Raw genomic sequence first — 26,965 nt, 5'->3', positions numbered from 1 at the left:
CCCTGCGCACCCTGAAAACCTTGAGCACCCTGAACACCGACATCGCCCTGAACACCCTGAGCACCTTGAGCGCCAGTTGCGCCTTGCGCGCCCTGCGCCCCCTGAGCGCCAAACGCGCCCTGCGCGCCTTGAGCACCCTGAACCCCCGCCCCGCCCTGCGCACCCTGGAAACCTTGAGCACCCTGAACACCGACATCGCCCTGAGAACCAGTCGCGCCTTGTGCGCCTTGAGCACCTTGGGATCCCTGAACCCCCGCTTCACCTTGAGGGCCTGCGTCGCCCTGCGCGCCCTGCGCACCGGCCTCACCCTGAGCACCTGTGTCACCCTGCGCGCCTTGGAAACCCTGAGCGCCCTGTACGCCAGCCTCACCCTGAGCGCCCTGAGCGCCTTGAGCGCCTTGAGCGCCTTGAGCGCCTTGAGCGCCTTGAGCACCAGCGTCACCCCGCGCGCCCTGGAAACCCTGAGCGCCCTGCACGCCGGCCTCACCCTGAACGCCCGACGCGCCCTGCGCACCTTGGGCGCCCTGAACCCCCGCCTCGCCTTGAGCGCCTGTGTCACCCTGCGAACCCTGGAAACCCTGCGCGCCCTGTACGCCGGCTGCGCCCTGAGCACCCTGAACACCCGAAACACCCTGCGCACCCTGAGCGCCCTGAACTCCCGCCTCGCCCTGAGCACCCTGAGCGCCCTGGACCCCGGCCCCACCTTGCGCCCCTTGAGCGCCCGAGTCGCCCTGCGCACCTTGGAAACCTTGAGTTCCCTGCGTACCCGCACTGCCCCGCGCACCTGCGTCGCCCTGCGCTCCTTGAGCACCTGCGTTTCCCTGCGCTCCTTGAGCGCCCTGAACGCCCGCGTCGCCCTCCGCGCCTTGAGTACCTTGCGCACCCTGAACGCCGGCGTCACCTTGAGCGCCGGTATCGCCCCGAGAACCCTGGAAGCCTTGTGCGCCCGCGTCGCCCTGCGCACCCCGAACGCCCGCATCACCCTGCGCACCCTGAGCGCCCGCGTCACCCTGGGGGCCTTGAGCGCCGGTGTCGCCCTGGGGGCCTTGAGCGCCCTTGGCGCCGTGCGAGCCGTGCGGGTAGTCCGACTTGGGCTGCTTGCCCCTGTCGTTTCCACCCCACGGACCCTGCCAGCCCTGCGGGCCACAGTCAGTTGGCGCGTCCGGGTACTGGTCTGACGAATCAGGTCCGTCGCCGTCCTGGCGAACGCTCGACCAGGCCAACGGCCAGCTGCCGTACTGGCCGAGCGGACCGGGCGTACCGATCTGCATGCTCCGAGCAGAGGATGTCGCCTCCTCGGGTTGCGCTGCGGCTGCGGGTCCACCCGTCATCCCGACTACCAGCAGGGCAGAACTCAGCCCTGACGCGGCGCGGCCATGCTTCAGGACGCGCTGCAGCCGTCGGTCGTTGTTCATGACCCCTCCAGAGAGCCACTCCGGACACACCAGAGCTGCTTGGCAGTGACTTGCCGCCACGCCGCAGGCAAAGGCGACGCATCAGACCGATTCAGACCTTACGTACGATTTAGCCGCACATGACGGTTTTGTCGAAGGTGGATGTTCGTCATGATTCGGCGAACAGGCCGCGGGGGAACGTGATGCGCGTGGGCGATCGTCCGTCACCACTCCCGGCCGCCGACGACTGCTGACTCACCCTGGGCCGGGACGTCGACAGTCGACGCTCCCCCGGTGGAGGGACGGTGTTGGCCCCTGCTGGGGAGGAGTGGCGCCCCCGCCGGCGCGGACGATCGACCTATGACTGTCGATGAGGTGTCGCGTGGTCCCGGCGTGGAAGGGCTGGTACTCGACCGCTCGCGGCGTACGCGGATAACCCGAATGGTGATCGGCTATGGGGTGGTCGCCGCTGTGCTGCCGTACCTGCTGCTGAAGATCTTGTGGATCGGCGGGGTGATGGTCGGCGTGCCGGAGGGTTCGCCGGCGCGTGGCGCGGACTTCGTCGCACCGAACATCGTCACCGCGGCGATGGATGTCGTGGCGATCCTCGTCGCGGTCGCGTTCACGCACCGCTGGGGACTGCGGCTGCCGGAGTGGCTGGTGCTGGCACCGGTCTGGGTCGGCACCGGGCTGCTGACCCCGGCCGTGATCGAGGTGGTCAACGGAGCGGCGGCCGGCGCGGTGACAGGTGGCCGGGAGGTGAGTCTTTCCGGAGGCCTCGTCGCCCCGTGGACCTATGTGGTCGTCTACACGTCGTTCGCGTTGCAGGGCCTGCTGCTGTCTGCCGCCTTCCTCGGGTACGCGCGGTCGCGCTGGCCGTACCTGTTCGACCGTCCGTCGGCCGCCGGAGTCGGCGCGACCCGCGGCCTGCAGGTGGTGCTTGCCCGCGTGGGTGGCGCCGTCGCCGCGGCGATCGCGGTCGCGCACCTGCTGATGGCGTTCGGTACGGAGGGCGCGTTCCTGGGTGCCTACCAGGAGGGGTGGGAGTACACGGCCCGCTCGGGCGAGGTGGTGAACGCGCTGATGGCGGCGTCCGCCGCGGTTGGCGTTCTGCTCATGCTGCGCCGGCCGTCCGGCGGCGGCCGCACGGCGGCGCGGGTGGGGCTGGCGCTCACCTGGGTCGGTACGGGCGCGATGTTCGGGTACGCGCTGCTCACCCTCCTGGCGGTGGTCCTCGGCGCGCCGGAGTCGGACAACGTCACCGCCCTGAACGGGCTCACCCAGTTGGGCGCGCTGCTCGCCGGGGCTGCCCTGGCGATCACCGCCGCCCTGCATCTGCTAGAACGTCGACCCGGCCACCAGCACCCCGCGCTCGCCGAGGGCACGCGATGACGGCGGCGAACCGGCCCGACCGGGTCCGGACCCGGACCGGTACGGCTACGCCGCCGTGCTCGTCACCGGTGGACTCGCCGTGCTGACTACCACCTTCGCCGCCGCGAACGATGTGTCACCTGCGGCGCCGGCGACAACGAGCGGCAGCCAGACGATCGGGAACGTACGTAACAGCGGTCATCGTTGTTCGGGACCGGGTCGGCCGTCCCCATCGATGTCGCGGGTTTGGGTATGTTCCGCAGGTGATCTCCGTGGGAATCCGCGACAGACCTGGGGTGACGTGACGTCGGCACCACGTTGGCCGGTGGTCGCACCCACGGTCGCGGTCGGCCTCCTGGTGCTCGGCCTGGCGCTTAACGGCGCGACGGTGATCTACGACCTGACGAGCCACGACGCGGTCTATCGCGTGCCGCCCGAGGAGGCCGTCAACCGCAACGGTCTCGCGGACCTCGGCCTCGTGGTGTTCCACCAGGTGGCCACTGTCGTGTCCGGCCTGGCCATGGCCGGTCTCCTGCTGTCGATGGTGGGGCTCGTACGCGGCCGGAGGTGGGCGCATGGGACCGCCTGCCTCGTGGCCGCCCCGTTCGCTCTCTGCTGCGGCGTGGCATTCGTCGAAGGGCGCGGTTCCTTCGCCGGAAACCCAGATGCCCCGAGCGCCAACACGCCTCAACACACGTCGGCGCCAACCTGGGTCCTCGTTGCGGACGTGCTGGGGCCGCCCCTGATCGTGGGCGCGGCGATCACCGTCCTGATCCTGCTGTTCATCCCGATCACCTACCGGCGCTTCCACCCGCCTCAGCAGCGGACCGGACCCGGTTTCCGGCGAACGCTGTTCGGCGAGGAGTGAGGCAAGGCTCCTGCCTGGCCCGGACAACCCAACTTCGCGCGCTAGCGGCATCGATCGTTGTAGGGTGCCCGCCGTGGGATACACGGTGCGGCCTTCAGGGCGTCTGAACCCCCCGGAGTCGGACGACGACGCCGCGGCCGCCGCTGCCCAGGCCGCCATGGCTGGACAAGCTGGTTGGTACAAGCCGGACGCGTCTCCGTCGATTGACACGGTTGCCGACCTGGCAGTCGAGGCCAGAGCCTCGATCATCCGGGACGGAGACTGGATCGAGTTCGGGTACGACGACGAGGGTGACCCCAAATGGTCGAACCAGGCCACGGCTTTCTACGTGGCGATAGCGCCGTTCGTGCGCTCGGGCGCCCTCCACATCGAGGGCGAGGACGGTGCCCAGTGGTCATACACCTACGTTGACGGCCAGATCACCCAACAGGGCTGGAACGGTTGGGATGGATCCACCGAGCCGTTTGGCGAGTACGTGAACCTCGAAACCCTGGACAACCCGTAGGCGCGGCTCCCGCACCGGCCGCCCCGGACGGGATGACGAGCGCAGGGCCTCCGCTCGGGCCGCCTTGATCGTGTATCGAAACTGCGGTCTAGATTGCGCTGCCGTGTTCTGCATACACGGACACGCCGTTACTGCGCGCTGCGATAGCGGTGCGGATCCTACGGACGAGCCGGGGCAGGCCGTGCTGTTCCAAGGACTCTGGGCTTACGTAGCGCCACTCGGTCAGTTCACCGTCCGTGAAGCGGATGTCGCGCTCCTGCTCGGCGCCGAGTGATCCGCCGTCGAAGATGAAGAGAAGCTTGTCGCCTTCATGTTCGGCAGGTGCCCAGTCCACGACCAGCATCGGCCCGACTGCCGGGGTGAGACCCAGTTCCTCTTGGATTTCGCGTATGCAGGCTGCTCGGGGTGACTCACCGGGTTCGACATAGCCGCCGGGGATGTCCCAGTGCTCTTTGTAGCTGGGACGTACGAGGAGCACGTGGCCATCGTCATTGAAGAAGAGGGCACCGGCGGCGACGTGTGGGGTTGCCATGGGTGGCATCTCGTTGGCCGTCACCAGGGCAGCCTAGATGGGCCGGTTCAGTCGAGCACCTTGAGTCGCTGGGCCAGGCCGACCAGTTCGGCCGAGGGCTTGCCGCGCTGCCGTCGGATCCAGGTCAGCGCGAGTTGGCGGCTGAGGAAGTGGTGCCGAACTTGCTCGGGTGCCATCTGTTCGGCGTCGAGGATGACGGCCTGGGCGTCGTCGACCCGGTTCCACGCGCTGTAGGCGCGGGCGACTTCGAGGGAGTGCCGTACCCGACGCTCCATCGGTAGCCCGGCGGTGTCGACGCGCGGGCCGAGGTCGATGGCGACCTGTAGGTCGCCCAACTCGGCGGCCGTGGCGACGCGGTGGATGGCGACGTTGGTCGGGCCGAACGCGGTCCAGAGGTAGTTGGCGTCGGCCCCGAGTCGGCCGGCGGCCTGGTCGGCGGCGGCGAGGAAGGTACGGGTGGTGAGGGCGTCGTTGGAGCGGGCTGCGGCCATCGAACCGGACAGGAAGAGCGTCCCGTAGACGGAGAGCAGCGCCGGTGTGGCGTGCGTGAGGTGGGGTTCAAGGAAGCCAGCGGCGTCTTCGGTGAGGCGTACCGCTTCGGCGTAGCGCCCGGTGGCGTGCAGGGCGTGTCCGACGGAGCGGAACAGGGAGCCGGTGACGAGTGGGTCACCTGTGGGTCGGACGGCGGTCAGGCCGCGGTCGGCGGCGATCCATGCCAGGTCGCTCTCGCCAAGCTTGGTGAGCTGGGTAGCGGCGAGTTGGTACGCCAGCCGAGAAGCCGACGAGCCTGGTCCTGGCCGTCGCCGTCGTGGTGGTCGGCGGCGGCCTGGGCGCGGTGCAGCAGCTCGGGCAGGCGGCCGGTCACGTACCCGAAACGGGAGTCCTGGTAGGCATCCCAGAGGGCGCCTACCTCCTTCCTGAGCACAGCGACGCTCGTTGGCTCCGCGTCCGTGTCGCTGCCGAAGGGGCCGAGGGCGCGATAGTCCATCAGGGCGGCACGGAGTGCGGGGACAGTGGCGGTGCCGCTGTCGCCGGTCCAGTCGAGCAGCGAGGGTTCGCCGAGCAGGTCGCCGAGGGAGACGTCCAGGACTTCTGCGAGGGACTTGATGACGGAGAGCCGGTCCAGCTCGATTCGGTTGTTCTCGACCTTGCCCAACCAGTCAGCGGTGCGGCCGATGAGTCCGGCCAGGACCTCCTGGGACAGGCCGCGCCGCCGGCGGTACCAGCCGACACGTTCGCCGATGGTCAGGGTGTTCGTCATCCCGCGCACCGGTTCACTGTCTCCCCTCGGCCGACTGCGACCCCGGAAGTATTTTCCGGGTTGCTGGGCGGTATGTGCCACAACCTGGCTGCATGAAGGGGCTAGACGTATCGAAAAGCTGGCAATCCTGCTGGGGCTTGGGCTGGAAGTACACACTTGCTCGCACCGCCATCCGGGGGATGGGGCGTGGGACGGAGCGGACCCGTTCTCTGGCCCAACGGTCGTGCCCGGACTGCGCGGGTTTCGGTCGCGCGGCGACCTGCTGAGGCTGGCCCGGGGTGGGTGCTGGTGTGGAGCCGCGACGCGATCGACGGCTCGTGAATGCCCCGGCCGCCTCGGCGCTTCGCACACCGACGCCCCGCCGGCCGGGTGTCCCCGTTCCGGGCGACCTGGTGCTGATCGACGGCCGGACGTCGGTGCAGTTCGGCGGCGATCGGGCGCTGTGGCTGCGGGTGACCTCGGTCTGCGACAAGCCGACGTATCACGGCTGGGTGTGGCTCACCGGTTACTCCATCAATCCAGCGAGCGGCAAGGCGCTGGCCCGGCGGGAGATCTTCGTGCAGATCGCCGGCCTTCAGATCCAGCCAGGCAAGACCGACAGCGCGCCGCCTCGCAACCTGGCGCCGGTGATGAGGAGACGCGGTGTTTGACATTCGGATACGACTCGGCGCGGTGCTGAAGATCGACACGGCCGATCGCCTTCTGCCATCGGACGGGTCGGTCACGCTGTGGGTGACCGGTATTCGGCTGGTGGCTCACCGCCCCCCAGAGGGTGAGTGGATCTGGGTCGAGGGGATTCGGCTTGGTCCGTCCGGCCGCCGTGGTCCGCAGGCGCAAATTTTGGTACGCGCGAGCAAGTTCCCGCCCGACGGTGCGGTCCCGTGACCATCTACCTCTCTGGTCTAGTGGGTCACCGAGGTAGCGCCGGGCCGATGGATGGCGGCGTGGCCGGACCAGAATGGCCGGGTCCGGCCAATCCTCGCTAACTTCCCCCCGCCGCCTCGCTCGGCTGACCCGGGACACCCGCATTCACCTGGCCGGGAGCGCTCCCCACAAAGGGACGACCCCCGTCGGGGGGAGACGGGGGTCGTCGAAGGTTCGGCTCCGGGGGGGTCGAGCCGAACCACTCAGCGGCCACGGGGGGTGCAACCGCTGAGGGTCTTTGTCTGTTTCGGGGATGTGAAAGCTCGTCGTACGGACAAGTCTGCCTGAGCGGACCCGTCACGTCGAGTGGTGCCGACCCCACTCAGTGCGAAAATCTCCTTGCGGAGTGTGAGCGTGATCACGCAGAGCGGGATTTGTGGTGTCAGCCCGCAGGTCTGAGGGGTGGCTTGACCCCGGGCACCCGCCGACGATAGACCATCCGGCTAGACTTTCGCGCCGTGGGCCGAAGTGCCGCTTTCTTCGATCTGGACAAGACCGTCATCGCCAAGTCGAGCGCCCTGGCGTTCGGTCGGCCGTTCTACCGGGACGGGCTGATCACCCGGCGTGACGTGGTCAAGTCGGCGTACGCGCAGCTGATGTTCCGGCTGGGCGGCACCGACGAGCAGACCATGGCCCGAACACGGGACTACCTGGCTGCGCTCTGCAAGGGCTGGCAGGTGGAGCAGGTCCGCCAGATCGTCGCGGAGACGCTGCATGAGCTGATCAACCCCTACGTGTACGCCGAAGCCGCTGTCCTGATCGCGGAGCACCAGGCCGCCGGGCGGGACGTGGTGCTGGTGTCGGCGTCGGGCGAGGAGATGGTCCGGCCGATCGGCGAGCTGCTCGGGGTCACCGACGTGATCGCCACCCGGATGACGGTTCGGGACGGCCGGTACAGCGGCGAGGTCGAGTTCTACGCGGCCGGTCCGAGCAAGGTCGAGGCGGTCGGCGAGTTGGCCGCCGCCCGGGGTTACGACCTGGCCGACTCGTACGCCTACTCCGACTCGTACAGCGATCGTCCGCTGTTGGAGTGTGTCGGTCATCCGAGTGTGGTCAACCCGGACCGGCAGCTGCGCAGGCTGGCCGCGGAGAACGCGTGGCCGGTGCTGGAGTTCCGGCACCCGATCCCGCTGGGTCGCCGCCTGCGGGAACGGCCCGCCGTGCCGGTGGCTGCTGCGGCCCTGGGTGTCGGGGTGGGTGTGGCCATCGGTATCGCCTGGTACGGCCGGCATCGCCGGACCCGCGCCGCCGCGACCGCCTGACCGGTCCGGGCTTCGCCACCTGGCTCGGCCGACTGGTCAGCGATGCGATGATCGCACCGCCGCACCCGGCCCGGCCCCGAGGAGAGCCATGTCCGACACCAAACAGCGCCTCCTCGACGGCACCATCGCCGCCATCCGGGAGCACGGCATCGCCGGCGTCTCCGCCCGTACCATCGCCGCCGCCGCCGGGGTGAACCAGGCGCTCGTCTTCTACCACTTCGGCACGGTCGACGTCCTGCTCGCGGCGGCCTGCCGGACCAGCACGGCCGCGCGGGTCCAGCACTGGTCGGCACGGTTGGCCTCGGCCGGTTCGCTGCGCGAACTGCTCGCCGTCGGGCGGGCGCTGCACGACGAGGAACGCCAGCTCGGCAACGTCACCTTCCTGGCCCAGATGCTGGCCGGGGCACAGGCGGACCAGCGGATGGCCGCGCCGACGGCCGCGGCGCTCCAGCTCTGGGTGGACGAGATCGAGGCGGTCCTGCGCAGGCTGCTCGCCGGGTCACCGTTCGTCGAGGTGGCCGACGTGCCCGGCCTGGCCCGCGCGGTGTCGGCCGCGTTCATCGGGCTGGAGCTCTACGAGGGGGTGGACCGGGCGGGCGCCGACCAGGCGTTGGCCGCGCTCGACCAGCTCGCGCTGCTGCTGGAGATCGTCGACGACCTCGGGCCGATCGCCCGCCGAGCGCTGCAAACCAAGGTCAACCGCGCGGTACGGCGGGAGTGACCGCCACTCAGGCGGCGGCGAGGATCTCGTCGCCGATGACGGTGAGCTGGTCGGCGCCGACCTCGACCGCCGCCAGGTAGTGGCGCAGCCACGAGCGCAGCCCGTCCGGGGTGCCGGTGGCGAAGGCGCCGGCCGAACCGACGTACTCGGGCTCCCGCTCGCGGTGACCGACGTCGACGGCGAGCAGCCCACGTGGGTCGAGGCCGCTGGCGAGCAGCACCAGTCGGGCGGCGCCCCGGGCCACCACGCCGGACGGCCCGGCGAACGGGCGCAGGTTCAGCAACTCGCCGTGAACCACGGCGGCGAGCACCAGCGGTGAGACGGTGCTGCCGCCGGCGACCAGCCCGGCCAGCCCGTCCAGCCGGGCGGCGACCACGGGGTCGGCCACCGGCCGGCCCAGCTCGGCCTCCGGCACCAGGTCCCGGGCGGCGAGCACGTGCAGTTTCGCGAGAGCCTGCCGCGGGGCCTTCGGCCAGAGCTCACTCAGGCCGGGCAGTGCCCCGGCGACCCGCAGCGCCCCCTGGAGCACGGGATCGGTGACGGTGCCGGCGCGGACCGCCTCGCGTTCGTGCCCGGCCCCCTCCAGGGCGGCGCTGGCCACCGCCGAACGGAGGCTCACCTCGGCGGCGACCTGCCCGCCGTGCCGGCGCAGCGCGCGATGCCCGAGCGCCTGGTCGAACCGCTCGCGGGCACGATCGACGGCGGCGGCGATATCGGCGAGCGCGAGCAGGGGTGCGAGCGGGTCGGTGGTCACCCCGCCACGCTAGCGACCCGGGCCGGCCCGGCGGGGCGCACCCGGCCGCAGCGCGACCCGGACCACCCGCCCGGCGCCCGTGGGGGCCGACACCCGATGCGGGCAAGGTCAACACGGGTTCGTTGAAGTCGGGGTGTCCGCCTGGCCTGGACACCGCGACGTCAAGAAACCGGTGTCGATCAAGTGCCTCGTGTGGCGACGGGCCGTCGGGCGCGCGGCGGGAGCCGCTCGGCGCGACCGGGGCGGGCAGCGGTCGCCGGCCGGAGGACCCGGGACTACCCTCGTGCCCAGCGAGACGCAGGTCACCCGAGGACGAAGGAGTCACGGCATGAGCGAGGCATTGGCAAATCTGCTGAACGAGACGCGCCAGTTCCCCCCGCCGGCCGAACTCGCCGCGCACGCCAACGTCACCATCGACGCGTACGCGGAGGCCGACACCGACCGCCTCGCCTTCTGGGCGAAGCAGGCCGACCGACTGGCCTGGTCGAAGAAGTGGGACGAGGTGCTCGACTGGTCGAACCCGCCGTTCGCGAAGTGGTTCGTCGGTGGGCAGCTCAACGTGGCGTACAACTGCCTGGACCGGCACGTCGAGGCGGGTCGGGGCGACAAGGTCGCCATCCACTGGGAGGGCGAGCCGGGCGACACCCGGACCCTCACGTACGCCGACCTGCACGAGCTGACCTGCCGGGCGGCGAACACGCTCACCGAGCTGGGTGTGACGGCCGGCGACCGGGTGGCGATCTACCTGCCGATGATCCCGGAGGCGGCGGTCGCGATGCTGGCCTGCGCCCGGATCGGCGCGGCACACAGTGTGGTCTTCGGCGGCTTCTCCGCCGACTCGCTGAGCAACCGGATCCAGGACGCCAGCGCCAAGGTGGTGATCACCGCTGACGGCGGCTACCGGCGGGGGAAGCCGTCGGCGCTGAAGCCGACCGTGGACGAGGCGGTGGCGAGCTGCCCGTCGGTGGAGCACGTGCTGGTGGTCCGCCGTACCGGCGAGGACGTGGCCTGGTCGGAGCGGGACCACTGGTGGCACGAGACGGTGGAGACCGCGTCGGCCGAGCACACCGCGCAGCCGTTCGACGCCGAGCACCCGCTGTTCATCCTCTACACCAGCGGCACCACGGCCCGCCCGAAGGGCATCCTGCACACCACCGGCGGCTACCTGACCCAGGCGTCGTACACGACGCACGCCGTCTTCGACCTCAAGCCGGAGTCGGACGTCTACTGGTGCACCGCCGACATCGGTTGGGTCACCGGCCACTCATACATCGTGTACGGCCCGCTCTCGAACGGCGCCACGCAGGTGATGTACGAGGGCACCCCGGACACCCCGCACAAGGGCCGGTTCTGGGACATCGTGGAGAAGTACAAGGTCAGCATCCTCTACACCGCTCCGACGCTGATCCGCACGATGATGAAGTGGGGCGAGGACATCCCGGCCGGGCACGACCTGTCGTCGCTGCGGCTGCTCGGCAGCGTCGGCGAGCCGATCAACCCTGAGGCCTGGATGTGGTACAGGGAGTTCATCGGCGGCGGAGCGCTGCCCATCGTCGACACCTGGTGGCAGACCGAGACGGGCGCCATCATGATCTCCCCGTTGCCGGGGGTGACCGCGACCAAGCCGGGATCGGCGATGGCCCCGCTGCCGGGCATCGTGGCCGACGTGGTCGACGACCAGGGCCAGTCGGTGCCGAACGGTGGCGGCGGTTACCTGGTGCTGCGCGAGCCGTGGCCGTCGATGCTGCGCACCATCTGGGGTGACGACAACCGGTTCATCGAGACCTACTGGAGCCGGTTCGAGGGCATGTACTTCGCCGGTGACGGTGCCAAGAAGGATGACGACGGGCACATCTGGCTGCTCGGCCGGGTCGACGACGTGATGCTGGTGTCCGGGCACAACATCTCGACCACCGAGGTGGAGTCGGCACTGGTGTCGCACCCGTCGGTGGCCGAGGCGGCGGTGGTGGGCGCGACCGACCCGACCACCGGGCAGGCCATCGTCGCGTTCGCCATTCCGCGCGGCAGCACCGACATCGCCGGCGACGCCGGTGAGCAGCTCATCGCCGAGCTGCGCAACCACGTGTCGAAGACGCTCGGGCCGATCGCCAAGCCGCGGCAGATCATGCTGGTGGCGGAGCTGCCGAAGACCCGCTCCGGCAAGATCATGCGGCGGTTGCTGCGCGACGTCGCGGAGAACCGGTCGCTCGGTGACGTGACCACGTTGCAGGACTCCTCGGTCATGGAGTTGATCTCCTCGGGGATGAGCGGGGCGAAGTCCGACGAGGACTGACGACAGGCGTACACACCGGAGGGTGGCGGTCCGTGCGGACCGCCACCCTCCGTCGTTTCTTACGGGTACGACTCACACCGGCGCGCGACTGTCACATCGGTCGGTCGGCTGACCCGATAGCGGCTAAACGGCCACAGACGGTGGGTCACCTCTGTCCTTTCGGCCAGTTGTGACTTAGGTTCACGCAGGTTGGCAGAGTTCGACACTCGTCACATCGACGGTCGGGCAACCCCACGTCCTCCTCCCCATGCCCGAGAAACGGAGCGGCATGAACCACAAAACCCAGTCCGGGTCGCGGCGACGACTACTCGTCGCACTGCCCGCCATCGCCCTCGCGGCCACGTCACTGACCGTGACCGGCAGCGCGGCAGCCCAGTCGGCGTCCCCGACGCCCCGGGCGGTGATCGGCGCGGATGAGCACTACATCAACTACGCCGAGCCCGAGGTGCAGCCGGACACCACCGGCCGCGAGGTGAAGGGCAAGGGTGGCGTCTACACCCCTGCCATGCAGTCCGCGCGCGAGTTCGACCAGAAGCACGCTCGGGGCAACCCGGTGACCGCGCGGCAGCTGGCCAAGGACGAGGCCAAGTCGCTGAAGACCGGCCAGAACCCCCGCAAGTTCAAGAAGGCGCCGACCACGCAGACGGCGAAGCTGTTGACGCTGCTTGTCGAGTTCAACGACAAGGCCAACGACGACTTCACCGACGTGATGGTGCCGAAGACGGTGTTCGAGGACCGCACCTGCGTGCCCGGCACCGTGCAGAACGGCCCGAAGCACAACAAGATCCCGGACCCGTCGCGGCTGCCGCACGAGGACAACAACTCGATGTGGGTGCCGGACTTCTCGCCGTCGCACTACAACAAGATGCTCTACAGCAAGAAGGGCATCACCGAGCGGGTCCGCACGGACCTGCGGGGCCCGGACGGCAAGAAGGGCATCGACCTGTCCGGCCGCACCATGCACAACATGTACCTGGAGATGTCCAAGAACGCGTACACGGTGGACGGGCAGTCCAGCCCGTGGATCACCGTGCCGCACTCGGAGGGCTGGTACGCGGCCAACCGCTGCTTCCAGGACGAGACCGGCGCGTGGGTTCCCGGCCGTGAGCAGTCGATGAACGGCCACCCGGACAACCCGGCCGGCGCGGGCCGCCTGGCGACCGACGCGATCGACGCGCTCGTCGCGAAGGACCCGACCTTCCCGTGGGCCGACTACGACATCGAGGACCAGGCCGACCGCGACGGTGACGGCAACGTCTACGAGCCGGACGGCGTGATCGACCACCTCGTGCTGGTGCACGCCGGGCAGGGCAAGTCCCGCGGTGGCGGCGACCAGGGCGTGTACGCCGTGTGGGCGCACTCCTCCACGGTCGCCGGTGGTTACACCATCCCGGGCACCAACCTGAAGGCGTCGAACTACATCGTGCAGCCGGAGGACGCCGGCGTCGGCGTCTTCGCCCACGAGTTCGGCCACGACCTGGGCCTGCCGGACCTCTACGACACGTCCGGCAACGCCGACTCCGACGTGGACTTCTGGGACCTGATGGCCTCGGGCTCGCACTCGGGTGAGATCTTCCAGGCGCTGCCCACGCACATGGGCATCTGGGACAAGTGGGTGCTCGGCTGGGCCGACCCGCTGACCATCCGCCCCGGGTCGAACCCGCGTGAGGTGAAGCTCGGCCAGACCTCGCGTACGCCGATCGACTCCGAGGACGGCATCAAGGTCGACCTGCCGGACAAGGTGACGACGCTGGCCACCCCGCACAGCGGCACCAAGATGTGGCACAGCAACAACGACCAGGAGTGGGCCGACGTCAAGCTGAGCCGCTCGGTCGACGTGCCGGCGGCAGCCGACTCGAAGTTCTGGATGTGGAACAACTACATCATCGAGGAGGACTGGGACTACGGCTTCGTCGAGCTCTCCACCGACGGCGGTACGACCTGGACCGAGCAGAAGGTGTACGACGAGGCCGGCACGGCGGTCACCACGCCGGACGGCTACGCCGACCCGAACGGCCGGATGACCGACTTCGGCGGCAAGAAGTACGGCCTGACCGGCAGCACCGACGGCTGGCGGCACGACTACGTCGACCTGTCGGCGTACGCCGGGACGACCGTGCAGCTGCGACTGCGTCAGGCCACCGACGAGGCGTTCCAGGAGCGCAACTGGTTCGTCGACGACTTCTCGGTCACCGGCGGCGGCGCCACCACCTGGAGTGACGACGTCGAGGGCGGCGCCAACGGCTGGACGGCCACCGTCGGCACCTTCGTCGACACCACCGGCGGGGGCTGGAAGGTCTCCAGCGGCACCGAGGTCCACGCGCAGTTCTACCTCGCCGAGTGGCGCAACTTCGACGGCTTCGACAAGGGCCTGAAGTACGCGTACGACACGATCTACTCGCACGAGGCGTGGAAGGTCGACCGGATCTCGTACAACGCGCCGGGCATGCTCGTGTGGTACCGGGACAGCGCGCTCGGCGACGTCAACCACGTCACCGGGCAGATGACCGCGCTGCCCAGCTACGGCGCGAAGGGCGGGTTGCTCATCGTCGACTCGCACTTCGACCCGTACCGCCGTACCGGCGTGGCGGCCGAGAAGGACCCGTCGGTGACGGACAACCTGCCCAGCCGCCCGCAGTCGGCCAACGCGGCCTTCACGCTCCAGAAGACGTACCCCTTCACGGAGTGCCTGGAGGCGGCGGACGAGCCGTACAGCGAGTACTGCACCAAGTTCAAGGCGCAGGCGCCGGTGAAGTCCTTCACCGATGCCAAGACCTGGTACCCGGGCATCGAGATGCGTGACGGGGCCGCGTACGCCCGGGACAACGACGCGTCGGTTGTCGTTCCGTCGCGCAACAACGCGCCGTACACCACCCGGGTCACCCACCCGGACGGCAGCCCGGCGCCGGAGTTCTACGGCGTCACCCTGGGCGGCGGCGCGATCGTGCTGGGCACCGGCAACCCCGGTGACGCGGGCGTGAACTACGGCGTGTCGCTCACCATCAAGAAGGCCGCGAAGGACAACTCGTCCGCGACGATCTTCGTCACGCCGGCGAAGAAGTGACGATCTGCTGAGCGGTAACCGATAACAGCGGTGTGGTGGGGCCGGTGGCGGAGACGCCTCCGGCCCCACTGTCGTACATCGATCACATAGATCGAGATATGTTGTTGCGTGTCGGCACGATCAGCCCGCCGCAGGTCAATGTGGCTGGTGAAACGCTGGGGGTGTGACGGCGGAACGCATTCCCCACAAAATCTTGCAACAAATCGACGCGTTCGTCTTCCCAGGTGTCCCAGCAGTAACTATGTTCACCCTTGGTCCCACTCGTGGGATCGATCTCCCACCGGCCCGTACCCCCGTGGGGCCGGTTCCCTCACACCGGAGGTACCACGTGCGCAAAGTCGCAGTGGGTCTGCTCGGGCTCTCACTGACGGCGACAGGCCTGGCTTTCGGCCCGTCCGCCTCGGCGGCGCCTCAGCCCAAACTGCCGGTAGCAGCACCCGCCGCTGCCGAACCGCAGGCACTGAAGGATGAGCTCCCCGACACGCTCGAGGACAAGCGCCGTGCCCTGCGCGAGCAGGGTCTCAGCGACGTGCTGAGCGGTCGTAGCAAGCCGATCGAGCGCAACGGCAGCACGGTCGTCAAGGTCGGCGAGGTCGGCAAGGCGGCCACCACCACGGCCAACGCCCGCTCCGCCGCCACCGATCCGCCCACCCAGGATCAGTACGTCGAGCTTGAGCGTGAGCAGACCGACAAGATCTTCGTGATCCTTGCCGAGTTCGGTGACGAGCGGCACCCGTCCTACCCCGACAAGGACATCGAACCGGAGATCGCCGGACCGACGACGTTCGAGGGGCCGCTGCACAACAAGATTCCCGAGCCCAACCGGGCCGTGGACAACTCCACCATCTGGCAGCCGGACTTCAGCCCGGAGCACTTCCGCCAGATCTACTTCGGCACCAACCCGGGCGACGAGTCGCTCAAGCAGTACTACGAGGCGCAGTCCTCGGGTCGCTACAGCGTCGAGGGTGAGGTGACCGACTGGGTAAAGGTCCGGTACAACGAGGCCCGTTACGGTCGCTCCGACGACCCGATCCCGGACCCGCTGCCCGGCCAGCCGATCGACCCGCGGGACGACCGGGCCGTCTGCGCCGACAACGTCTGCTCGAACACCTGGAACCTGATCGCCGACGCCGCCAACCAGTGGGTCGTCGACCAGAAGGCCAAGGGCCGGACCGACGCGCAGATCGCCACCGAGATGAAGTCCTTCGACCAGTGGGACCGGTTCGACTTCGACCACGACGGCAACTTCAACGAGTCCGACGGCTACATCGACCACTTCCAGATCGTCCACTCCGGCGGCGACCAGGCCGACGGTGACCCGCAGCAGGGTGAGGACGCCATCTGGAGCCACCGCTGGTCGGCCTTCAACAGCTCGCCCGTCGGCCCGGCGAACAACCGGGCTGGTGGCACCCAGATCGGCAACACCGGCATCTGGATCCGCGACTACACGATCCAGCCGGAGAACGGCGGCCGCAGCGTCTTCTACCACGAGTACGGCCACGATCTGGGCCTGCCGGACGACTACGGACCCGCGGACAACAACAACGAGCACTGGACCCTGATGGCGCAGAGCCGGCTAGGTGCCAAGAACGACGCCGGCATCGGCGACCGGGGCGGCGACCTCGGTGCGTGGAACAAGTTCCAGCTCGGCTGGCTCGACTACGAGGTGGTCGTCGCAGGCCAGGACAAGAAGGTGGAGCTCGGTCCACAGGAGTACAACTCGAAGGAAGCACAGGCTGTCGTGGTGGTGCTGCCCAAGCGGGAGTACACCTTCAACTACGGCGCACCCGTCGAGGGCTCCAAGCAGTACTTCTCCGGTAATGACGACAACCTCGACAGCAGTATGACGAGGACGTTCGACCTCACCGGCAAGTCCTCCGCGGCACTGTCACTCAAGGGCAAGTACAGCATCGAATCCAACTACGACTACCTCTACTTCGAGGCGTCGACCGATGGCGGCCAGACCTGGATCGACCTGAACGGCACCGCCAACGGCCAGCCGATCGGCGTCGACGGCGCCGGCCGCCCGGCCCTCTCCGGCAGCAGCAACGGCACCTGGGTCGACATCAACATCCCGCTGACGGCGGTCGCCGGCAAGGCGGCGCAGGTTCGCCTGCACTACGTCACCGACGGTGGTGTCTCCGAGGGTGGTTTCTTCGGTGACGCGATCACCGTGACCGCCGACGGTCAGACCGTGTTCAGTGACGGCGCCGAGACCGACGCCGGCTGGGCCCTGGAGGACTTCCAGGTGGTCGGCGCGACCTACACCCGGCTGTTCGACAACTTCTACATCGCCGGCAACCGGTCGTACGTCTCGTACGACAAGTACCTGAAGACCGGCCCGTACTTCTTCGGCTACGCGAACACCCGCCCGGACTGGGTGGACCACTACGCGTACCAGGAGGGCCTGCTCATCTCGTACTGGAACACCCGCTGGTCGGACAACAACACCGCGCCGGCGTCCGAGTCCAACCCGGGTGGTCACCCCGGTGAGGGTCGCAACCTGTACATCGACGCGCACCCGGAGCCGATCTACAACCTGACCGGTGCTCCGTGGCGGGCCCGGATCCAGGTCTACGACGCGCCGTTCAGCCTCAAGAAGGCCGACTCGTTCACCCTGCGCCTCAACAGCCAGCCGCAGTACATCCGTGGTAAGGCTGCGCAGCCCCTGTTCGACGACACCAAGAAGTACTTCTACGAGGAGCTGCCGAACCACGGCGTCAAGCTCCCCGCGACCGGTGTCAAGATCAAGGTTCTGGAGCAGGACGGCACCTCGATGAAGATCCGGATCTTCTGACCGACGATCCCGCACCACCCAGCGGCGCCCGGGCAGCTCGTCTGCCCGGGCGCCGCCCTTTGTCCTCCCGGTAGGGGACAACCCGGGCTTCTCCCTGTTCAACGCGACCGCCGGGGCCGCCTGCGACAACCGGGTCCTAGGCTGTCTGCCATGACCGACCAGCGCGGCGGAGTCGTCGACGAGTCCTGTGTCCTCACCGAGGGGCCGTGGACGCACCGATTCGTCGGCGCCAACGGCACCCGGTTCCATGTGGTCGAGGCCGGCACCGGGCCGATGGTGCTCTTCCTGCACGGCTTCCCGGAGCACTGGTGGGCGTGGCACCAGATGCTGCCGGCGGTCGCCGACGCCGGCTTCCGGGCGGTCGCCGTCGACCTGCGCGGCTACGGCGCCAGCGACAAACCACCCCGGGGGTACGACGGTTACACCCTCGCGGCCGACATCGCCGGGTTGATCCGTGCGCTCGGTGAACGGTCGGCGACGATCGTCGGCAGCGGCGTCGGCGGCATGGTGGGCTGGACGGTGGCCTCCTTCCATCCGCCCCTGGTCCGCCGCCTCGTGGTGTTGGGGGCACCACATCCGCTGCGACTGCGCGCCGGCATCTTCGCCGACCCGCGCGGGCAGTTCGCCGCCTCCACACCCGCGCTGAAGTTTCAGCTACCCCGCTACGAGCACGTACTGACCCGGGACGGCGCGGCGGCCATCGCGGAGATCCTGCGTCGCTGGGGTGGGTCACGTTGGGTCGCCGGGCCGGACTTCGAGGCGTACGCCGAGCGGTGCCGGGAGGCGATGTGCATCCCGCAGGCCGCGTTCTGCGCGCTCGAGGGTTACCGCTGGGCGTTCCGCTCGCTGCTGCGGCTGCACGGCTACCGGTTCGTCCGCCTCATGCAGAAGCCGCTGGCCACCCCGACCCTGCAACTGCACGGCGCACTGGACACCGCCTCCCTGCCGCGTACCGCCCTGGGCTCCGGCCGCTACGTCGTCGCCCCCTACGAGTGGCGGCTGCTGGACGGGGTGGGGCACTTTCCGCACCTGGAGGCACCGGAGTTGGTGCTCGGCGAAATCCTGCGCTGGGCCAAGAGCTGACCGCTCAGACCCGCTGCTCCCGGAGGTCGGTGACCTCGGAGGCCGGCGCCCAACCCTGGTAGACGCCGAAGTCGAAGACCTCCAGCCGCATCGCCTCGGCCACCGGCCAGCGGCCACCCGTGTATTCGACCCGCAACCAGGCGTCGTGCTCGCCAAGCACGATGAATGGCTGCCCCTGCCAGGTGCAGGTGGTCCGGACGTACGCCAGGTCCTCGATCTCGCTTGCCGGCAGCACCCGGACGTACCGGCCGGCGCGGACCTCCTCGAAGCCCTCGCCCGGCTCTCGTTGGTAGAGGCGGATGCTGTCGCCATCGGGGCTGGCCTGGTATTCCCGGCCCTGCCACCGGGCCACGTAACCGTCGCGCATCACGCCTCACCGACCCGTCGCCAGACCACCGTGTCGGTGTCCAGTTCGGCGATCACCCGCTCGGTGCTGTCCGCGCCGATCCGCCAGAGCTGTGCGCCGTGCGGAAGGCGCGCGCTGTCCACCTTGAACTCGGCCACCACGTCGCTGCTCTCCCCCGGGGCGAAGCCGTTGCCCCGGAAGGGGGGACGCTCGATGACCCACCCCTCCATGGCCCGCATCGCCGGCTCGTTCTGACCGCCGTAGGGGATCCGGTAGAGGCTCGGCCGGTGCGCCGGCCAGCGCAGCACGTAGATCTCCTCGGCGTCCCGGGCGAACGGCGAACCGGGGTAGCTGAGGCCGAGCGCGTCGTGCACCTGCGCGGGCGTGGTCAGGTGGGCCAGCTCACCGGCCCGGTGCACGAAGCCGGAGACCCGGTCGTACCCGCGATCCAGGTAGTAGGCGAGTTGGCTGGGCGCGACCGCCTTCTGCATGACCGTCGGTCGGGTCGGGTCGACCGCCGTGGGGGCGTACCGGGGGCGGGCGGTGGGCTCCGCCACGGCCGGCGCTTCCTCCGGGTCCACCTCCAGGTCGTCGCCGAGCCCCACCTCGGCGGCCCAGTTGGCCAACGCGACGATCTGCTCACCGGGCAGCTTGGCACCGACCGGCGTGCCCGGGTTCACCGCGAACGACCAGTCCTCGTCGGGCCACCGCCGGATCAGTTGGGCGAACTTCACGCGGACGGTGACCACGTCGCCCTCGACGTGGTCGGCGAGGCGTTCCGGTGACGTGTAGACCACCACGTACGTCTCACCGTCGAGCTGCGCCGTCCGCCAGACGAAGCCCGAATCACCGGGACGGCTGCCCGGCAGCGAATCCGGGGCGGCCGGTAGCAGCACCCGGGCCAGCAGCAGGGTGGACAGGAACGTGTCGGTGCTGCCGGCACCTGCGGCACCGAGGAGGTCCTCCTCGACGGTGTTGGCCGGCTCGAACTCGACCGGGGCCGGCTCGTCGACGGGCGGCGGCTGTCCGGTGCCGTCCACGGTCGCGTGCTCGCCACCGACCCGATCCGCGCCGGTCACGCCGACCGACGAGCCGTCGACGTCGGTGCGATCGCCACCGACCGCGACGCCGCCGCGGTCGTCGGTGTGCCCACTGCCGACGCCGCTGAGGTCGTCCGGGGTGTGGCCCCCGTCCGACGGGCCGCTGGAGGGCGGCGCCGATGGACTCGGACCGGGGTCGAACGACGCGGGACCGGACGGGCTGGGGCTGAAGGACGACGGCCGGAACAGGTCCGGACCGGAGGGCGCCGGCACGTACGGCGGCGGGGCGGCCTGGGCCGGGCGGGACGGCCGGGCCGCGTCGAACAGGCCGCTGGTCTCGACCGGCTCGGTGAGGTCGCGGGACTCGATGATGGTGCCCTCGATGACGATGGGCGTGAAGCCGCGGCGCGGCGCGGGCGGGCTGGAGACCGGTTCCGCGACGGACGCCGACAACTCCTCCACCGGCCCGAATCGGCTCGGCCGGTCGTGCGGGATCGCCTGGGTCTCGTCCGCCGACGGGCTGGGCCGCTCCGACACCCGGCTCAGCGGCTGCTCACCTGTCATCCGGAAGGCGCGGGTCGGCTCCTCGGCCATCGGGGCTGGTCGGCGCGGTGGCAGGGGCTGGGTGATCTCCTCGCCGGGCGCGGGTGCGCGTACCCCTCGGAACGCGCCGAGGTCGCCGGCCGGCGGTCGCGGCGGCCTGGTGGCGTCCGGGTCCGTCATCGGGAAGGCCCGGGTAGCGGCCTCCTCGGCCGGCGCATCGGCCGGACGGCGACGGGGGAAGGGTTGGCTGCCGCGCCCGAAGCGGGTCGGCGGGGCCGCCCGGTCAGCGGAGCGCCCCCCGCCCAGCGGCGGGTCGGACGCCCGCTCCCGGGCGGTGGTCGGTTCGAAGAAGGAGCGCCGCGCGGGCTGGGGGCCGCCGTTGCCGTTGGCCGCTGCCGGGCCGTCGGCGTCGCTGGGCCGGTTCGCTGCCGGCCAGCCCACGCCCGGCCCGGGGGCGTCGGCCGGACCGGACCCGGAACGATCGGCGGGCTTCAACGGCGTGAACCGGGATGGCCGACCGCTGCGGGGCAGCGCGCCGATGCCCGGCGCTCCGGGTTGGGGCGGATCGCTCGGGTGTCGCTGACCGGCGGCGGGCAGATCCTCCTCGTAGGGTCGGCGCGACGGCGCGACGGGGCCGGGCGTCCGCGACGTCGGGCCGGGCACCGGCGGGGCGCCGGCCGCCCGGGACGCCGGACCCCACGCGGCCCTCCGAGGCGGAACCGGAGCCGGCGGCACCGGGGCAGGGGGGACCGGAGCAGCGGGAACCGGAGCAGGCGGGACCGGGGCAGGCGGGACCGGAGCAGCGGGAACCGGAGCAGGCGGGACCGGAGTGGGGCCGGACGGTGTCGCAGCCGTCGTGGGAGGCGATCCAGCAGCCGGCGCGGCGTCCCGACCGGGCGTGCCGGTGCGGGTACGGGCCAGGGTCTCCGCCCGCTCCAACCGGGCGCGGGCACCCATGGCACGGCCGGGTAGGCGCACGTCGCCTCGGGAGAGCTGCGACACGAACCACGCCGGCAGGTAGCCCTCGACCGGCAGACCCGGGTTGACCGCGAGCCACCACTCCTGGTTGGGCCAGCCGACCGCGAGGTCGGCGAAGGGAACGCGTCGGTTGGTGCCGGGGTGCTCACCGAGGCAGACCCGCAGCGCGGCGGCGGATGTGAAGGCCAGCACGTGCGTCCGGCCACCGGTGGTCCAGGTGCCCCACCCGGGCGGGGCCTGGCCGGGCTGCGCCGGCGCGGAGACCGGCAGCAACAGGTCGGTGCGGGACAGGAGTCGGAAGTAGAGCTCCTGATCGTTGGCGCTCAGCGCGTCGCGCATCGCCACCTCGGCCTCCGTGGCCGGCTCCCATGCGGTCACGGCCACCTCCCCTTCCGAGAACAGGCCACAGGTATCGCGTACAACCTACAAGGTGGTACCAAGATCACAATGGCTGGCCGTCGGCGGCCCGCCGGGGCGCGGGCGAGCCGATAACATCCCGTTCCGGAGCCGACACGATACGGAGGCTGTCGATGTCCCGATCGATCACGCGCCCGGTCCTCGCAGGTCTGGCCGTCAGCGTGCTGACCGTACCGGTCCTCCCGACCGTCGCCGCCACCGCCAGGCTCCGGACGGCACCGGCGTGCGCGACCCCACTCGCCCCCGTCCAGCCGGTCACGGCCACACCGTGGCCACAGCAGCGGTACGACCCGACCCGGCTCGCGCCGCTGGCCACCGGCGCCGGGGTGACCGTCGCGGTGGTCGACTCGGGGGTGGACCGGGTGCACCCCCAACTGGCGGGGCGCGTGCTGGCCGGCACCGATCTGCTCGACCCCGGCGGTGACGGCAGTCGGGACTGCGCCGGGCACGGCACCGGTGTGGCGAGCATCATCGCGGCCGCGCCCCAGCCCGGAGTCGCCTTCCGCGGCCTGGCGCCGGATGCCCGGATCATGCCGGTGCGGGTGAGTGAGCAGCAGGTGGTGCAGGGGCGCGAGTCGGGGCGCACGGTCAGCGCCGACGAGTTCGCCCAGGCCATCCGGTGGGCCGTCGACCACGACGCCGACGTGGTGAACCTGTCGGTCGTGTTGTACGCGGACGACCCGGAAGTAAGTTCGGCCGTGCGGTACGCCGTCGACCGGGACGTGGTGCTGGTGGCCGCCGCCGGCAACCTGCACGACGGCGGGGATCCACGACCGTTTCCTGCCGGCTACGACGGGGTGCTCGGCGTGGGGGCGATCGGCGCGGACGGTGGACGGGCGGCCTTTTCGCAGACCGGTTCGTACGTCGACCTGGTCGCGCCGGGCAGCGACGTGCTGACCGCCGCGCCCGGGTCGGGCCATCATCAGGTCGAGGGCACCAGCTACGCCGCGCCGTTCGTGGCCGCCACCGCGGCGTTGCTGCGCGAGTACCGGCCCGAGTTGACCGCAGCCCAGGTCGCGGAACGGATCATCGCCACCGCCGATCCGGCTCCCGACGCGGGCCACGGCGGCGGGTACGGTGCCGGCGTGCTGAACCCGTACCGGGCGGTCACCGAGACCAGCGGTGGCCGCGCGGCCGATCCTCGACCGGTGGCCGTGCTCGCCGACGACCGGGCCGACCCGGCACTGCTGGCCCGCCAGGCCCGCCGGGCGACCGCGCAGAGGCGCGCCCTGCTGGTCGCCGCGGTAGTCGGCACGGTGGCGGCCAGCGTCGCGCTGCTCGCTCTGGTGGTGCCCCACGGAGCCCGGCGACGCTGGCGCCCGGCCGACCCGGCCTGACCCCGACAGCCGACCGCCCGGACCGACGACCTCCGGCGGGCGGGTGGCTGACCGGGACACGGTCAGCGCTCCCGACCCACCGCGTTCACTGGAACAGCCCGGTGTTCTTCTTTTCGGTGTCCAGGTAGTCGGTGGCCGAGTCGTGCACCGCCACCTTGATGTCCCGCAACATCGCCTGGAGATCCTGCGAGGCGGACCGCCACCGTGCCTGCCGCTGCTCGTAGGCCTGACGGGCCTCACCCGTCCAACTCGCCACCAGCGGGGCGGCGTCTCGTTCGAGTTGACCGAGCTGCGAGTCGAGCGTGTTCAGCGCCTTTTGAATGTCCGCGCCGGCCTGCTGAAGCGCGGCGAAGTTGACGACCAGCACACCATGGTCCATCGGATTTCCCTCCCGAGCGGGATCAGAGCGGCAGCTGGATGCCGCCGCGATTGGTGCCGGCAACCCGGCTGGCCACCTCGTCGTCGGAGACGTCGTACTGCCGGCCGGCGGTGCGGATCGCCCCGGCGGTCTCCCGCAGCGCCCGGTGCAGCGCCACCTGGTCCTGGGACCACTGCTGTTTGACCTGCTCGAACGACCGGCCGCCAGCACCACGCCAGGCCTGCTGCAACACCTGCAGCTCGGCCAGCAGGCCGGTCAGCATGGACTGCAACGACTGGTCGATCTGCTCGAACTTCGCGGCGGTCTGCTGCATCACCGCGGCTTCTGCCTGGGTCTGGGACACCCGGACGTCACCTCGTCTCCCTGATCGCGCCTTGGCCGTCGACGCGCCCGCCCTGTGAACGCGTCGTTCGCTTGGCCCGGTCGTCGAGCACTGAGACGCGGGTCAGCGATGACTTCGTGGCTGACGGTAGCGGCCTCGTTGCGGTTCTGCTACCCCTGACGTCTCCCCTGTGGACAACCACATGAGCCATCGGTCGCTTACGATGTGCCGCAGCCACGTCGCGGCGAGTGACGGGCCGTCGGAGGGCGGGCCGGTCGCCGGGACCCCGGTCCCACTGGTCGAGGAGGCACGGTGCCGGCGATCACCACCGGAGGGCCGCACCCGGCGACCCCGGTCGGGTCCGGGCCGAGTGCCAGCCCGCGAGCGATCGGGCCGGGTGAGTCGGCCGGCACCGAGGTCAGCCTGCACCCCACCGGTCCGCACACCGCCCGCCGCCGGTCACCCCTGGACCGCTGGGCCTGGTCCGAGCGGCGGGCCGGCGCCGGGGTACGGGCCGGTCAACTGGTCACCGCGCAGGTTGCGGCAGCGCTCGTCCTTACCGCCGTGGGCCGGCCCGCGCCGGTCGTCGTCACTGCCGCACTGGTGGCCGCGCTACTGCTGGCGGTCGCCGGGGTCCGGTTCCGGGGTCGGTGGCTCTTCGAGTGGCTGGGCACCGCGGTCGGGCACCTGACCCGCCGCCGGGCGCTCGCCGGGCCGACCGGGGCGGCCGAACTGCTCGACCTGGTCGCTCCCGGCACCGTCGTCCGCTCGACGGAGCTGACCGGCGGTCCGGCCGCCGTCCTGGTGGACACCGCGGGCCTGGTGGCGCTACTGGAGCTCGGCGACCCCGGTGACCTGCTCGGTGACGTGTCCCGGGTGATCCCCGCGCCGGCCGCGTTGCTGCCCCCGGCCGGTCCGGACGTGCCCCCGCTGCGGGTCCAACTGCTGCTCGCCGGGTCGCCCGCGCCGGCGCCGGCCGTGGGTGGCACGGCCGGCACGTCGTACCGGCAGCTCACCGACGGGCGGCTCGCCGGGCGGGAGCGGGCGGTGGTGGCGATCCGGGTGCCGCGGGTGGACGGGTGGTCCGAGGACGACCTGCGCCGGGTGCTCGCCGGCACGGTACGTCGCGTCGTCCGCCGGCTCGGACCGCTGACCGCGCGGCCACTCGGCGTACCCGCGGCCCTGCGCGTCCTGGCCGAGCTGGCTCACCACGACGGCCATCCGGTACGGGAGTCCTGGCCGGCCCTGCGCACCGGCGCCCTGGTGCAGGCCACCTTCCGGCTGGTCCGGTGGCCGGAGTCGGGCGCTCCGGGTGGGCCGCGGCTGGTGCCCCGGATGCTCGCGCTGCCGGCGACCGCGACGACCGTGTCGATCACCGCGGGCCCGTCGCCGAGCACCGGTGCCGGCCCGGCGCCGACCGAGCTGACCGTACGGCTGACCGCCACGACGGCGACCGAGCTGACCGCCGCCACCGACGCGCTGCAACGGCTGGTGACCGACCTGGGCGGGGAACTGCGACGTCTCGACGGTGCACACCTGCCCGGGTTGGCCGCCACGCTGCCGCTGGCGCTGACCACACCCGGGGCGTGGCCACGCATCGCGATGGACGACTGGGAGCTGACCCTGGGCGACGCGGGCATGATGGTCGGCACGAATCGGCATGGCCGGGCCGTCACCGTGCGACTCTTCCGGCCGGAGAGCACCCGGGTGCTGCTGGTCGGCGGGGTGCGCGCGGCGCAGTTGGTGGCCCTGCGCGCACTGGCACTCGGGGCGCTGGTGGTGGTGCAGACCGCGCGGCCACGCACCTGGGAGCCGTTCGTCCGGGGGGTGGGCGCACCGGGCGGGACGATCCCGCTGCTCCCGCCCGGTCGACGGGTCGCCGACGGGGTGGGCACCGCCCTGCGTCCGTTGCTGCTGGTCGTCGACGCCGGGCCGGTGCCGGCGGAGGCCGAGCCGGATCCGCCGTGGCGGGCCACGCTTGTCGTACGGGACGAGTTGACCCCCGCCGACGTCGACGCGTTGAGCCGGGCCGACCTCGCGTTGCTGCAACCGCTTGACGACGGCGAGGCCGCGCTGGCCGGCGCCGCCCTGGGGCTGGGCGGCTCGGCCGAGTGGCTGACCCGGATCCGGGACGACATGGTCGCCGTGGTCAACCGGCGGGCGCTGCGCTGGGCGCTGCTCTCCCCCACGCCGATCGAGGCACAACTGATCGGTCGGCCGGGCCGCGGCTGACCCACCGGCATGGTCAACTGGCGGGTTACGCCGGTGCGAGGTCCGTGGCACGATCCCCGCCATGGGTTTTCTGAAAGGTCTGCTGATTCGGCTGGCCAGCACAGCGCTGGCATTCTGGCTGGCCACACTCCTCATTCCGGGCATCTCGTTGGAGTCGGACTCCGCCGTCGAGACGGTCACCGCGCTGCTCCTGGTAGCGGTGATCTTCGGCGTGGTCAACGCGGTCCTCCAGCCGGTCATCAAGACCGTCGGCTGTGGCTTCTACCTGTTGACCCTGGGTCTCATCGCGCTTGTGGTGAACGGGCTGCTGTTCCTGCTCACCAGTTGGATCGCCGACCAGGCGGGGCTGCCGTTCACGGTGGACGGTTTCTGGCCGGCCGCGGTGCTCGGTGCCCTGTTCGTGAGCATCGTGACCTGGATCCTCGGCGCCGTCCTCGACCGGGACTGACCGTCCACGGGCCGGCGTCGATCCGGCCCACCGAGGCTGTGACCACGACCGGCCAATGACCAGGATCTGGGAATTGGCCGGTCTGGCCGCCCAT

Annotated in this window: 23 protein-coding genes; 15 read left to right on the top strand and 8 right to left on the bottom strand. The window is 70.8% G+C overall.

All coding sequences use genetic code 11. From position 1 onward, the window contains the following. The 4 genes from AB0C01_RS21580 to AB0C01_RS21565 form a co-directional block, all read left to right on the top strand. A partial coding sequence (locus AB0C01_RS21580; RefSeq protein WP_357571931.1) for a hypothetical protein occupies positions 1 to 1,178 on the top strand: 1,178 nt, incomplete at its 5' end. Positions 1,179 to 1,754: 576 nt separating this feature from the next. After that, the gene (locus tag AB0C01_RS21575; RefSeq protein WP_357571930.1) at positions 1,755 to 2,786 is read left to right on the top strand and encodes a hypothetical protein; all 1,032 of its coding nucleotides are present in this window, start codon (positions 1,755 to 1,757) and stop codon (positions 2,784 to 2,786) included. Between the two features lie 337 nt (positions 2,787 to 3,123). Beyond that, on the top strand, positions 3,124 to 3,633 hold the full coding sequence (locus tag AB0C01_RS21570) for a hypothetical protein (RefSeq protein WP_357571928.1): 510 nt from the start codon (positions 3,124 to 3,126) through the stop codon (positions 3,631 to 3,633). A 73-nt stretch (positions 3,634 to 3,706) separates the two neighbouring features. Further along, positions 3,707 to 4,138 carry a hypothetical protein gene (locus AB0C01_RS21565; protein WP_357571927.1) on the top strand — a complete coding sequence of 144 codons (432 nt, stop codon included), beginning with the start codon at positions 3,707 to 3,709 and terminating at the stop codon, positions 4,136 to 4,138. An 88-nt stretch (positions 4,139 to 4,226) separates the two neighbouring features. Here AB0C01_RS21565 and AB0C01_RS21560 read toward each other — a convergent pair whose 3' ends face one another. The 3 genes from AB0C01_RS21560 to AB0C01_RS21550 form a co-directional block, all read right to left on the bottom strand. Further along, positions 4,227 to 4,694, bottom strand: coding sequence for an NUDIX hydrolase (locus tag AB0C01_RS21560; RefSeq protein ID WP_357571926.1), 468 nt, complete (start codon positions 4,692 to 4,694; stop codon positions 4,227 to 4,229). Positions 4,695 to 4,717: 23 nt separating this feature from the next. Further along, complete coding sequence (locus tag AB0C01_RS21555) at positions 4,718 to 5,161, bottom strand: hypothetical protein (protein WP_357571925.1); 444 nt, start codon at positions 5,159 to 5,161, stop codon at positions 4,718 to 4,720. Positions 5,162 to 5,358: 197 nt separating this feature from the next. Continuing rightward, a complete protein-coding gene (locus AB0C01_RS21550; protein WP_357571923.1) occupies positions 5,359 to 5,931 on the bottom strand; it encodes a helix-turn-helix domain-containing protein in 573 nt (190 codons plus the stop codon). 317 nt (positions 5,932 to 6,248) lie between these two features. Between AB0C01_RS21550 and AB0C01_RS21545 the strand changes: the two genes are divergently transcribed. The 4 genes from AB0C01_RS21545 (at position 6,249) to AB0C01_RS21530 (ending at position 8,838) form a co-directional block, all read left to right on the top strand. After that, a complete protein-coding gene (locus tag AB0C01_RS21545) occupies positions 6,249 to 6,581 on the top strand; it encodes a hypothetical protein (RefSeq protein WP_357251649.1) in 333 nt (110 codons plus the stop codon). Next, on the top strand, positions 6,574 to 6,816 hold the full coding sequence (locus AB0C01_RS21540) for a hypothetical protein (protein ID WP_357251646.1): 243 nt from the start codon (positions 6,574 to 6,576) through the stop codon (positions 6,814 to 6,816). Before AB0C01_RS21545 ends, AB0C01_RS21540 begins: the two co-directional genes overlap by 8 nt. 497 nt (positions 6,817 to 7,313) lie before the next feature. Further along, complete coding sequence (locus tag AB0C01_RS21535; RefSeq protein ID WP_357251584.1) at positions 7,314 to 8,117, top strand: HAD-IB family hydrolase; 804 nt, start codon at positions 7,314 to 7,316, stop codon at positions 8,115 to 8,117. Between the two features lie 88 nt (positions 8,118 to 8,205). Continuing rightward, a complete protein-coding gene (locus AB0C01_RS21530; RefSeq protein ID WP_357251581.1) occupies positions 8,206 to 8,838 on the top strand; it encodes a TetR/AcrR family transcriptional regulator in 633 nt (210 codons plus the stop codon). Positions 8,839 to 8,845: 7 nt separating this feature from the next. Here the strand turns inward: AB0C01_RS21530 and AB0C01_RS21525 are convergent, their stop codons facing one another. Next, complete coding sequence (locus tag AB0C01_RS21525) at positions 8,846 to 9,592, bottom strand: oxidoreductase (protein ID WP_357251578.1); 747 nt, start codon at positions 9,590 to 9,592, stop codon at positions 8,846 to 8,848. 328 nt (positions 9,593 to 9,920) lie between these two features. Between AB0C01_RS21525 and acs the strand changes: the two genes are divergently transcribed. From acs to AB0C01_RS21505, 4 genes are all read left to right on the top strand, one after another. Continuing rightward, on the top strand, positions 9,921 to 11,885 hold the full coding sequence (gene acs / locus AB0C01_RS21520; protein ID WP_357251576.1) for an acetate--CoA ligase: 1,965 nt from the start codon (positions 9,921 to 9,923) through the stop codon (positions 11,883 to 11,885). 268 nt (positions 11,886 to 12,153) lie between these two features. Further along, positions 12,154 to 14,949 (top strand): immune inhibitor A domain-containing protein, encoded by a 2,796-nt coding sequence (locus AB0C01_RS21515; protein ID WP_357251574.1) that lies wholly within the window; start codon positions 12,154 to 12,156, stop codon positions 14,947 to 14,949. Positions 14,950 to 15,292: 343 nt separating this feature from the next. Continuing rightward, a complete protein-coding gene (locus AB0C01_RS21510; protein WP_357572102.1) occupies positions 15,293 to 17,746 on the top strand; it encodes an immune inhibitor A domain-containing protein in 2,454 nt (817 codons plus the stop codon). Positions 17,747 to 17,896: 150 nt separating this feature from the next. Then, a complete protein-coding gene (locus tag AB0C01_RS21505) occupies positions 17,897 to 18,829 on the top strand; it encodes an alpha/beta hydrolase (RefSeq protein WP_357571921.1) in 933 nt (310 codons plus the stop codon). A gap of 4 nt (positions 18,830 to 18,833) precedes the next feature. On the opposite strand, the gene AB0C01_RS21500 is transcribed toward AB0C01_RS21505, so the two are convergent. Beyond that, entirely contained in the window at positions 18,834 to 19,199 is a 366-nt protein-coding gene (locus AB0C01_RS21500; protein ID WP_357251568.1) for a hypothetical protein, read from the bottom strand. Further along, complete coding sequence (locus AB0C01_RS21495; RefSeq protein ID WP_357571920.1) at positions 19,196 to 22,114, bottom strand: SseB family protein; 2,919 nt, start codon at positions 22,112 to 22,114, stop codon at positions 19,196 to 19,198. Before AB0C01_RS21495 ends, AB0C01_RS21500 begins: the two co-directional genes overlap by 4 nt. A gap of 152 nt (positions 22,115 to 22,266) precedes the next feature. Between AB0C01_RS21495 and mycP the strand changes: the two genes are divergently transcribed. Beyond that, positions 22,267 to 23,490, top strand: coding sequence for a type VII secretion-associated serine protease mycosin (gene mycP, locus AB0C01_RS21490; protein WP_357571919.1), 1,224 nt, complete (start codon positions 22,267 to 22,269; stop codon positions 23,488 to 23,490). 85 nt (positions 23,491 to 23,575) lie between these two features. Here the strand turns inward: mycP and AB0C01_RS21485 are convergent, their stop codons facing one another. Both AB0C01_RS21485 and AB0C01_RS21480 read right to left on the bottom strand, forming a co-directional pair. Then, positions 23,576 to 23,869 carry a WXG100 family type VII secretion target gene (locus AB0C01_RS21485; RefSeq protein WP_357251558.1) on the bottom strand — a complete coding sequence of 98 codons (294 nt, stop codon included), beginning with the start codon at positions 23,867 to 23,869 and terminating at the stop codon, positions 23,576 to 23,578. Positions 23,870 to 23,891: 22 nt separating this feature from the next. Then, complete coding sequence (locus AB0C01_RS21480; RefSeq protein ID WP_357251555.1) at positions 23,892 to 24,212, bottom strand: WXG100 family type VII secretion target; 321 nt, start codon at positions 24,210 to 24,212, stop codon at positions 23,892 to 23,894. Between the two features lie 291 nt (positions 24,213 to 24,503). Here AB0C01_RS21480 and eccE point away from each other — a divergent pair, with 291 nt between their 5' ends. Together eccE and AB0C01_RS21470 are read left to right on the top strand one after the other, a co-directional pair. Continuing rightward, positions 24,504 to 26,423, top strand: a complete 1,920-nt coding sequence (gene eccE, locus AB0C01_RS21475; RefSeq protein ID WP_357571918.1) for a type VII secretion protein EccE — start codon at positions 24,504 to 24,506, stop codon at positions 26,421 to 26,423. Positions 26,424 to 26,484: 61 nt separating this feature from the next. Further along, positions 26,485 to 26,871 (top strand): phage holin family protein, encoded by a 387-nt coding sequence (locus tag AB0C01_RS21470; protein WP_357251549.1) that lies wholly within the window; start codon positions 26,485 to 26,487, stop codon positions 26,869 to 26,871. The last annotated feature ends 94 nt before the right edge of the window (positions 26,872 to 26,965 follow it).

The sequence above is a fragment of the Micromonospora sp. NPDC048905 genome (assembly GCF_040649655.1).
Taxonomy (GTDB): domain Bacteria; phylum Actinomycetota; class Actinomycetes; order Mycobacteriales; family Micromonosporaceae; genus Micromonospora.
The sequence above is the reverse complement of the archived record's forward strand: the minus strand, read 5'-3'. Positions and strand labels throughout refer to the sequence as shown.

Excerpts from the sequence above, each read along its gene's own strand:
- AB0C01_RS21575 (WP_357571930.1), top strand. The coding sequence starts at position 1,755 with ATGACTGTCGATGAGGTGTCGCGTGGTCCCGGCGTGGAAGGGCTGGTA.
- AB0C01_RS21555 (WP_357571925.1), bottom strand. The coding sequence starts at position 5,161 with ATGGCCGCAGCCCGCTCCAACGACGCCCTCACCACCCGTACCTTCCTC.
- AB0C01_RS21550 (WP_357571923.1), bottom strand. The coding sequence starts at position 5,931 with ATGACGAACACCCTGACCATCGGCGAACGTGTCGGCTGGTACCGCCGG.
- AB0C01_RS21530 (WP_357251581.1), top strand. The coding sequence starts at position 8,206 with ATGTCCGACACCAAACAGCGCCTCCTCGACGGCACCATCGCCGCCATC.
- acs (WP_357251576.1), top strand. The coding sequence starts at position 9,921 with ATGAGCGAGGCATTGGCAAATCTGCTGAACGAGACGCGCCAGTTCCCC.
- AB0C01_RS21515 (WP_357251574.1), top strand. The coding sequence starts at position 12,154 with ATGAACCACAAAACCCAGTCCGGGTCGCGGCGACGACTACTCGTCGCA.
- AB0C01_RS21505 (WP_357571921.1), top strand. The coding sequence starts at position 17,897 with ATGACCGACCAGCGCGGCGGAGTCGTCGACGAGTCCTGTGTCCTCACC.
- mycP (WP_357571919.1), top strand. The coding sequence starts at position 22,267 with ATGTCCCGATCGATCACGCGCCCGGTCCTCGCAGGTCTGGCCGTCAGC.
- AB0C01_RS21485 (WP_357251558.1), bottom strand. The coding sequence starts at position 23,869 with ATGGACCATGGTGTGCTGGTCGTCAACTTCGCCGCGCTTCAGCAGGCC.
- AB0C01_RS21470 (WP_357251549.1), top strand. The coding sequence starts at position 26,485 with ATGGGTTTTCTGAAAGGTCTGCTGATTCGGCTGGCCAGCACAGCGCTG.